This is a genomic window from Arthrobacter sp. P4_F10, assembly GCF_056401435.1.
Genome location: NZ_JBFUJJ010000065.1, coordinates 1 through 9017, shown reverse-complemented (window position 1 = coordinate 9017; position 9017 = coordinate 1). Strand labels below are relative to the sequence as shown.

Sequence of the window (9017 nt, the reverse complement as noted above, 5' to 3'; positions counted from 1 at the left end):
GTGCCGGGCCGCATCAGTGACCGACAACGCGACCACCCTCTTGCCAACATCGACAGCAACAACAACGGGTGAATCACCGGCCGCCGCGGCCTGAACAGACATGACAAACACCTCCGAAGGCGTCGGGAGGACCCCGCGGATCAGCCCCGGGTCCTCAAGGGAATCTGATACATCCCGTCCTGACATCTCCGGAGGTGTTTGTGAAGGACAGACTCAACTCATATCAGCTGGCAAGGCCCTTCCGGCCCGCGTCGCCCCGGGGACGGCCCTCAAAGGACCCCAGCCGTTCGGCTGCGGCCGTAAGGGCCTTTGCAATGTCATTGGTGCTGGGTTTGATCTCGGCCCGGCCGCCGAGGACGCTGAGCGCGGCAAGAATTGATCCATCAGCGTTGCGGACGGGAACGGCCAGTTCGTAGATTCCGTGCTCGAATTCTTCCTCCGCGACAATGAAGCCCCGCGCCCTGTCCCGGTCCATCAGTTCGGCGACTTCTTGCGGCGAATGGGCCGCCCCCGGACCGCCTACGCCGATAAAGTTGACTTCCTGGAGAAGGACTTCAACGGCTGGATGCTGGTGGTCCCACAGCAAGGCCCGTCCGGAGCCGGTACACCACACGGGCGTCACCATGCCGGGTTTCACGAAGCTGCCGGGAACCGCATCGTTACTGGAGGCCCGCAGGAGAACGACCCGGAAGCCATCACGGACGGAAACTCTGGATCTAAGGCCGAAAGAAGCCACCAAAGCCTCAAGTTCGGCTCTTGATTCGCGGACCCAGCCGGTATTCAGCGCTGCGGCCAGGCTGAAAAAACTTGGACMGGTTCGGAAGGGACCGCGTTCGACTCGCTCCAGCAGTCCCAACTCACACAATTCCTGCGTCAGCCTTGAGACGCGGCTTTGTTCCATATCCAACTCGGATGCGAGCTGGGAAACGCCGAGAAGCCGCCTGCCCCGCTTCTCCCGGTCCGCGACCAGGCGAACAATTCGAAGTCCTTGGGCCATAGACGACGCTTCCGAGGAAGAATCCATGCTCCGTGCTCCTTCCGCCCGATGACTACGCCTATTCTCACATGTCTTCATTGTTGACCAGGACGCGATTTCCTTGCGCCCACACAGTGTAGAGGTCAGCGAGTATCGCTGAATTCGCTGCTTCCAGTTCTGCGGGAGCGATTTCTGCGCGTCCCTGCCGCCCGAACAACACGACTTCGTCTCCAGGGGAAACTCCCGCCACGTCGGTGACGTCGACAACCATGGAATTCATCGAAACGATGTCGACTATGGCAGCGCGACGGCCGCGGACAAGTACGCTGCCTTGGCTGGCCAGTGCCCTCCGGTAGCCATCTCCGTAACCTGCTGTCACTGACGCCAGCCTGGAGTCCCGGTCCAAGGTATGGGTGAGCCCGTAGCCGACCTTAGTGCCTGCTGCATAGCTATTAATGGACGCAATCCGGGCTTTGAAGGCCAAACACCGTTGGAAGTGCCCTGTTGCAGGTTCCGAATCGCCGTAGAGGACTGCCCCGGCACGGACCATGTCCAGCCACGAGCCGCGTACGTGCAGCGCGGCGTAGGAGTTGGCACAGTGGAGCAGCACGTCTTCCCGGCGCGTTCCGGTCAGTTGGAGCAGCGTCAACGCCTGACTGCGGAAACGCAGTAGAGCCGTTTCGATATGGCCGGTATCGTCTTTGGGAAAATGCGTCATGATCCCGGCCAGTAGAAGCCCAGGGTGGCTAACGATCCCTACCGCGGATGCCCGCCCAAGCGTGGATGAGACGTCGAGGCTGTGCCTGCTGATCCCGGAAGCATTGATATCGAGGTGGATGCGGATCGCCGTCCCGGCCTCGGCAGCGATCTTGTGCATCTCCCAGGCGCTCTGCGGGTCGGCAACAAGTTCTTCGATGTCGTGACGCATGCCAGCCTTGATCTCCTGCGGCGCCGCGGCACGGACACGCAGAATCCGGCCCGCAAAACCGCAGCGGCGTGCAATGGCTGCCTCCTCGTTACTTCCTACTCCGACGAAGGGAACGCCTAGGCGAACAAGGGAAGGGAGCAAAAGGTCAGCTCCGTGTCCGTAGGCATGGGACTTGACCACTGCGCACAGGAGCGCCCGGTTATCGATCAGGGACAGGAGGTTCCGGACGTTTGACTCGAAAGCTGCGGCGTCAATCTCCAGCCAGCTGCCGGCGTCGAGGGCCGAACTGCGCATGCGTTGCATCAGGTCTTGTGAATTCATGGATTATTCGTTGAACAGCTTCTCGGCCGGGGACGAAAGTCCCCGGCCGAGAAGCTGGGTAGGCGATAGTTGATGACGGCGTTAGGACAGTTGGTTTGCGCGCGCCTTGCGTCCGTACTTGAAGTAGAAGAAGGCGTAGCAGGCGCCAACAAAAGTAACTCCGAAATAGAGGGCTGCTACCTGGTTCGGGTCATAAGCGATGCCGATCAGCGAAATAAGGCAGAGCGAAAAGGCCAGGATCGGCACAAGCGGGAACAGCGGTGCCTTGTAGGGAAGGGCGGCGACATCGCCGCCCTTCTTGACGAAGGATCTCCTGTGGAAGAAGTGCGAGGCGGTGATGGACATCCAGACCCCGACGACGGCGAAACCTGCCACTGAAACAAGAGCCAGGTAGACCGTTTCGGGCGCAACGACACTGCTGATGAGCGACGCAAGGCCTCCGAGCATGCTGACTGAAAGCGCGATTATGGGGATACCGCCTCGGGTCAGTTTCTTCAGCGCCCGGGGGGCGTGCCCCTCGTCGGCAAGGGAGTAGAGCATCCGTGCGCAGGAGAAGAGGCCGCTGTTTCCAGCGGAGAGGAGTGCGGTGATGATGACGAAGTTCATGATGTCGGCGGCAAAGGGAATGCCTATGGATGAGAAGACAGTCACGAACGGGCTTTCATCCAGGCCGACCTGATCGAACGGGATGGTAGCCGCGATGACAGCGATTGCCCCGACGAAGAAGATCAGCAGGCGGATGACTGTGCTGCGCATCGCCTTGGGGATGCTGGTGGCGGGGTCAGCTGTTTCGCCCGCTGCCACACCGATGAGTTCCGAGCCGGAGAAGGCGTAGAACACTGCAAGTGCAGTGACGAGAACGCCGCTGAAACCGTTGGGGAAGAGACCGCTGGAGGTGTTGAAGTTCTCAAACATGAACGGGTGGCTGCCCGCCTCGCTGAGCGGGTGGATGCCGAACAGCGYCGCGCCACCAAGAACGATGAGGACCACGATGGCACCGACTTTGACGATGGCAAACCAGAACTCGGACTCGCCGAAGAACTTCGAGGAAACTGCGTTGAAGCCGAAGAGGACCGAGGCGAAGATGACGCACCAGACCCAGACGTCAACATCCGGGAACCAGCGCTGCATGAGGAGACCGGAGGCAGTGAACTCCGATCCGATGGCCACTGCCCAGCAGAGCCAGTAGAGCCAGGCCGTGGCGAACCCGGTGGCCGGCCCGATCGACCTCGCCGCGTAAATATGGAAGGCGCCTGAGACCGGATAAGCGATGGCAAGCTCGCCGAGGCAGGCCATCACCAGGTACACAACAAAGGCGCCGATCAGATAGGCGATGACCGCCCCGAGCGGTCCGGCTTGGGAAATGGTGTAGCCCGAGCTCAGGAACAGCCCTGAGCCGATCACCCCGCCCATGGCGATCATGACCAGATGGCGTGCCCCCATGGACCGCCGGAGCCCGGAGTCGGTCGACGGGGGAATCGTGGGCTGTGGGTCTAGCTGGACAGGTGACGAGGGTTCCATGGTTTCTCCCAGGTGAGTGGATAGGTCTGATGCGAAAGATGCGCACATCGCCCCGGCATGGGGGGACAGGGCGCCTCGGGCTGTGCAGTGGCGGTAGTGATGAAAGTAACACGAAAACGGCGCTTGGGTCATTAAAAACATTTCAACATGCTTATGTTGCACCTAAGTTACCTGGAGGCGCTGCTGCCGAATCGGCAGACAGATGGTCAGTTCGCCCTGTTTTTCGGTCACAATGACATGCACTGACGGACATGGAATGCGGTGAGCATTGGAGGACCGATGTAACTGACTGAAGGAGCACCATGACCACCTATGACATTGCGCTGATCGGCTTCGGCGGCGTCAACAGGACGCTGGCCGAACTGGTCGCAACACGCGGTGACACACTTCGTTCCGAGCTGGGCTTCGGCCTGCGTGTCGTGGCCATCACCGACCTGCGCCTCGGCTCGCTGGTCCAGCCCGAGGGGATCGACCTGGGCATCGCACTCAACTTGGACGGTGGAGGCGAAACCTTCGCCGCCCATGGCGGGTCCGCGGACACCAACAACGAATCAGTTATCCGTGACTGCACCGCCGACATCATCTGCGAGGCCACTTTCACGAATCCCGACGACGGCGAGCCAGCAGTTTCGCACGTACGCTGGGCCCTCGAATCCGGCAAGAGCGTCTGCACGACGAACAAGGGCCCGGTTGCCCTCCGCGGCGCCGAACTGACTGCCCTGGCCGAACAGAACGGCGTGCACTTCGAGTTCGAGGGTGCCGTCATGAGCGGCACTCCCGTCATCCGCCTGGCCAAGAAAATGTTCGCGGGGCTGAAGCTGAACGGGTTCGAAGGCATCCTCAACGGCACCAGCAACTATGTGCTCGGGCGGATGGAATCCGGACTGGACTTCGAAGAGGCCATCAGCGAGGCACAGGAACGCGGCTACGCCGAAGCCAATCCCGCAGCAGACATCGAGGGATACGACGTTCAGCTCAAGGTACTTATCCTCGCCAACGAGCTGCTCGACGGAGGCATCGAACTAAAGGACGTTCAGCGAGAGGGGATTTCGACTGTGACGCCGGAGAATATCCAGAAGGCAAYCCGCGAGGGACGCCGCTGGAAGCTCGTGGGTTCAGCGCGGCGGAACCCGGACGGGTCAGTGACCGCAGGCGTCTCCCCCGTAGCGCTCCCCCTCGGCCATGGGCTGGCCGGGGTTTCCGGCGCAACCAATGCCGTGTCCTTCGACACCGACCTTCTAGGCCCGGTAACCGTCTCCGGGCCGGGAGCCGGCCGTGTGGAGACCGCCTATGCCCTGCTCTCTGACATCATCGCAATGCACGCAGCCAGGACGGAAGTAGCCGCAAATGTCTGAATCCACGCTGTGCTCGACGGAAACGGCGCTGCCGCAGTTCCGCGACGTGTTGAGCCCCTACGACGGCAGAGTGGTCGGCGCGGTTTCGCTAACCGAGGCCACCGCCGGCAAAGCCGTGATCGAAACGGCCCGCGTCGGCGCCCGGAAGGCACGGGCACTGTCCCGCAACGCACGCGGGAAGATACTGGACGGCGCCGCAACGGAGATCGAGCAGCGCAACGAGGAGTTCGCGCAAACGATTGTGTCCGAGGCCGGGAAAACGATCCGCCAGGCACGGAAGGAAGTACTGCGCGCGGTCAACACGCTCCGCCTCTCGGCTGCCGAAGCACGCCGGAACGCCGGCGAAGTCATACCCTTTGACTCGTACGAGGGCTCAGAGGACCGCACCGGATGGTACTCCCGCGAACCACTGGGAATCATTGCCGCGATCACTCCTTTCAACGATCCCCTGAACCTGGTGGCACACAAGATCGGCCCGGCAATCGCCGGAGGAAACGCCGTGATTCTCAAACCCTCTGCACTGACTCCCCTATCAGCCCAGCTGCTCACGGACGCCCTCGTGAGCTCCGGGCTCCCGGAAGAGGCCCTCACGATTGTTCATGGCGACCGGGATGTGGCCGAAACTCTTATTCGGTCCCGGGACGTACGAATGGTGTCCTTCACCGGGGGGTTCTCCACTGGTGAGAGTATCGCCCGCACCGCGGGCCTGAAGAAGCTCTCCATGGATCTTGGCGGCAATGCAGCCGTGATAGTCCTGGACGACGCCCACATCGAGAACGCCGTGGAATCCTGCGTCTCCGGAGCGTTTTGGGCCGCAGGCCAGAATTGCGTGGGGGTGCAGCGGATCCTGGTAGCCGCCCCAGTGTACGGCGCTTTCCGGCAGCGTTTCCTGGCGGCAACGGCGCAGTTGGTTACCGGAGATCCATCGGATGAACGGACGGACGTCGGACCCATGATCAGCCCCACAGCATTACAGGAGCTCCAGACCAAGCTGGACGGGGCCCTCGACGACGGCGCTGTCCTGCTCTCAGGCAATATCACGGACGGCAATGTGCTTCAGCCGACCGTCCTGGAAGCCGTCCCGGCGGAAAGCAGCCTGTGGAGGGAGGAGGTCTTCGGCCCTGTGGTGATGCTTAGTAAATTCAACACCTTCGAAGAGGCCATCGACGTCGCCAATGCCATCGAGTTCAGCCTTCATGCAGGTATATTCACGGACTCCCTGGCCAAGGCCATGGACGCAGCCCGCCAGCTCGAGGCAGGCGGCGTCATGATCAATGATTCCTCTGACTACCGCTTCGACGGCATGCCGTTCGGCGGGGCCAAGTACGGGAGCATGGGCAGGGAAGGCGTCCATTTCGCGTATGAGGAGATGACCCAGCCCAAAGTCATCTGCATCAAGAACTGATCGAAATGGAGGGGCGCCGCCGGGTCCTGCGCCCCTCCAGCTCCCTCGGAGCGGCCCGCTGCTACGCCACACCCAAACTTCCACTCAGAGAACGGAAACCCATGACCACCCGCATCGAGACGGATTCGCTAGGGGACGTACCTGTACCGGCCACAGCCTACTGGGGAGCACACACCGCCCGGGCCTTGGAAAACTTCACCATCAGCGGGACACCTGTCTCCCGCCACCCGCATCTGGTGCGTTCCCTGGCCATGATCAAGAACGCTGCGGCGCAGGCCAACTGCGAACTTGGTATCCTCAACCCGCGGGAAGCCGCGGCGATCAATCATGCCGGGAAAGGTCAACCCGGTCATTCCGGAGGCCATGAATCAGATTGCCTTCGCTGTCGCCGGAGCTGACACTACGGTGACGATGGCTGCAGACAGACCGGGACACAGCTCAGTTACTGCTTGAATCCGCAGTGCTGCCCGTCAGAAGTGCGGACATGTCCGGGGCCTGATCACATTTACTCCGTGGCGCGGGCCCCTCCGGTTCCCCGCCTGATGTAGCTGGAAAGCGTCATGGCCGTCACCGTGTCCGTGACTCCGGGAATGGCCGCGATCTGCTCCCAGATCTCCTGAACCCTCTCCAGCGACCGTGCCTCGACCCTCACCAGAAGATCAAAGTCACCGCTCACTACATCGCACAGAACCACTTCCGGAATCGACCGCAACACGGAGATGACGTCCGCCCCCCGCACCCGGTCCTTCCGGTAAACCATCAGGAAGGCGGACACCGGGCCCTGGCCTGGAGGGCCGGCAACAATTGTGTACCCCTGGATGTACCCCTGCCGCTCCATCCGTTCGATCCGCTGGCGCACAGCATTCCTCGACAGGAGGACTTTGGTCGCCAGCTCTGCATGGCTCATGCGAGCGTTCTTCGTGAGCTCCGCAAGAATCCTCTGATCTATCTGATCAAGACTCACCCGATCCATGCCTACCCTTCACAGCAATAATCCTCCGGACCCAACCGGAACGGAACTAACTTCAAGACCGAAAGCCCTTGAAAAATGACACTTCTGCACCAGGCCCGGCCCTCTCTCACTGGCATTAGCTGCATCTTGTTCGACATGGACGGGACGCTCCTGGATTCAGCACCCGGCGTTACAGCAAGTGCTGCCCAAGCCTTGGCAGCGGTGGGCGCGCCAGTGCCCGCGATGGAAAAACTGCGCCGATTCGTCGGCCCGCCGATGATCGAATCCTTCAGAACAGTCTCACGACTGGACGAAAAAACCGCCCAAAAGGCCCTCCAACACTACCGCAATGCATACGCCGATCACGGGGCTGAACAGTCCAGCCCATACGACGGGATTATGGACCTGCTCAAACACCTGCACTTGGCCGGAATTCCATTGGCTGTCGCCACTTCCAAGGTGGAAGACCAGGCAAACAGGCTCGCACGAAGGTTTGGAATGAAGGGCTACTTCATCAACGTATGCGGTGCGTCGGACTCCGAGGGAAGAGCGAGCAAGGCTGAGGTCATCGCCGAATTGTTGCACCGGCTCCAGTCCGAAGGCGTGGACATCTCCAACCCCGCAATGGTCGGAGACCGAAGCTACGACGTTGCGGGAGCAGCCGAACACGGAATCCCTACGATATTCGCACTCTGGGGCTACGGGGAGGTCGAAGAAGGGTCGCATGCGGCCGCCGTTGCCCCCTCCCCCGCGGCCCTGCTGCCGTTGATCCTGAACAACAGCCTTCGGTCAGCCGCCCAGCATGACAGTCCCCCCGTGCGATGAGTCCACGAATGCGACCAGCAGGCATTCACAACCCGCCCTTTGCTAGAGACTGCGGTTGGCCCCAGATCTAATCCATTGCCTGAGGTTTGCCGCTTAAGCCGGCCCCCACCGCGACACCGTCAGCCCGCTCCCGCGGCGCGAGATATTCCATATTTGTGAATCGCAGCGATAAATGGCGGCGTTTTAGCAGCGGTAAATGTCGCCCCGCAGCCCTTGGTGGATCCTCGACCGGGCTGGGCGTGCTCATGTTCGACGGGGCGTCGCGGCGGGAGGCGGTCGGGGATGCCACGCTGGGCCCCGAGCACGAGGACTGCCTGCGAGTCAGTTCGCGCACCGATGGGTTTCCCGCGGCGCGCCCGATCTATACCCTGGAGACCGACTGACGGAAGGCTGGCGCCGTGCGGAAACTGATCTACGGCATGAATCTGACCCTGGACGGCTACATCGCCGCGGCCGGCGACGACCTCGGGTGGAGCGGGCCGAGCGACGAATTGTTCCAGTGGTGGCTCGACCAGGAGCGGGCGAGCGGCCTGTCGCTGTACGGGCGCAAGCTCTGGGAGACCATGAGCTCCTACTGGCCCACCGGCGACCAGCAGCCCAACGCCACCGCGGCGGAGATCGAGTTCGCGCGGAACTGGCGGGACACGCCGAAGGTGGTGTTCTCCTCGACGATCGACAGGGTCGACTGGAACACCCGCCTGGTCAGCGGCGACGCGATCGCCGAGATCACTCAC

The 9017-nt window shown here is 61.9% G+C and carries 8 protein-coding genes and 1 pseudogene; 5 read left to right on the top strand and 4 right to left on the bottom strand.

The features are described from left to right. Positions 1-223: 223 nt before the first annotated feature. The 3 genes from AC1DR1_RS22485 to AC1DR1_RS22475 all read right to left on the bottom strand — a co-directional run bounded on the left by AC1DR1_RS22485 (position 224) and on the right by AC1DR1_RS22475 (position 3746). Positions 224-1024, bottom strand: coding sequence for an IclR family transcriptional regulator (locus AC1DR1_RS22485; protein WP_476993377.1), 801 nt, complete (start codon positions 1022-1024; stop codon positions 224-226). Positions 1025-1061: 37 nt separating this feature from the next. Next, positions 1062-2225: an alanine racemase gene (gene alr / locus AC1DR1_RS22480; RefSeq protein ID WP_476967766.1), complete on the bottom strand. Its 1164-nt coding sequence runs from the start codon at positions 2223-2225 to the stop codon at positions 1062-1064. A gap of 81 nt (positions 2226-2306) precedes the next feature. Continuing rightward, positions 2307-3746, bottom strand: a complete 1440-nt coding sequence (locus tag AC1DR1_RS22475) for an amino acid permease (protein WP_476993376.1) — start codon at positions 3744-3746, stop codon at positions 2307-2309. A 302-nt stretch (positions 3747-4048) separates the two neighbouring features. On the opposite strand from AC1DR1_RS22475, the gene AC1DR1_RS22470 reads away from it, so the two are divergent. The 3 genes and pseudogenes from AC1DR1_RS22470 to AC1DR1_RS22460 all read left to right on the top strand — a co-directional run. Beyond that, a complete protein-coding gene (locus AC1DR1_RS22470) occupies positions 4049-5101 on the top strand; it encodes a homoserine dehydrogenase (protein ID WP_476993375.1) in 1053 nt (350 codons plus the stop codon). Further along, positions 5094-6506, top strand: a complete 1413-nt coding sequence (locus AC1DR1_RS22465) for an aldehyde dehydrogenase family protein (RefSeq protein WP_476967763.1) — start codon at positions 5094-5096, stop codon at positions 6504-6506. The genes AC1DR1_RS22470 and AC1DR1_RS22465 overlap by 8 nt, the downstream gene beginning before the upstream one ends. 321 nt (positions 6507-6827) lie before the next feature. Beyond that, positions 6828-6929: pseudogene (locus tag AC1DR1_RS22460) on the top strand (lyase family protein); the annotation flags it as partial. A gap of 82 nt (positions 6930-7011) precedes the next feature. On the opposite strand, the gene AC1DR1_RS22455 reads toward AC1DR1_RS22460, so the two are convergent. Beyond that, entirely contained in the window at positions 7012-7479 is a 468-nt protein-coding gene (locus AC1DR1_RS22455; protein WP_229992269.1) for an Lrp/AsnC family transcriptional regulator, read from the bottom strand. A 75-nt stretch (positions 7480-7554) separates the two neighbouring features. Here AC1DR1_RS22455 and AC1DR1_RS22450 point away from each other — a divergent pair, with 75 nt between their 5' ends. Together AC1DR1_RS22450 and AC1DR1_RS22445 are read left to right on the top strand one after the other, a co-directional pair. Further along, positions 7555-8283: an HAD hydrolase-like protein gene (locus tag AC1DR1_RS22450; protein ID WP_476993374.1), complete on the top strand. Its 729-nt coding sequence runs from the start codon at positions 7555-7557 to the stop codon at positions 8281-8283. A 398-nt stretch (positions 8284-8681) separates the two neighbouring features. Beyond that, positions 8682-9017 (top strand): dihydrofolate reductase family protein (locus tag AC1DR1_RS22445; RefSeq protein WP_476993373.1); only part of this gene is annotated, 336 nt, incomplete at its 3' end.

Coding starts and splice junctions, on each gene's coding strand:
- AC1DR1_RS22450 (WP_476993374.1), top strand. CDS start 7,555: ATGACACTTCTGCACCAGGCCCGGCCCTCTCTCACTGGCATTAGCTGC.
- AC1DR1_RS22465 (WP_476967763.1), top strand. CDS start 5,094: ATGTCTGAATCCACGCTGTGCTCGACGGAAACGGCGCTGCCGCAGTTC.
- alr (WP_476967766.1), bottom strand. CDS start 2,225: ATGAATTCACAAGACCTGATGCAACGCATGCGCAGTTCGGCCCTCGAC.
- AC1DR1_RS22455 (WP_229992269.1), bottom strand. CDS start 7,479: ATGGATCGGGTGAGTCTTGATCAGATAGATCAGAGGATTCTTGCGGAG.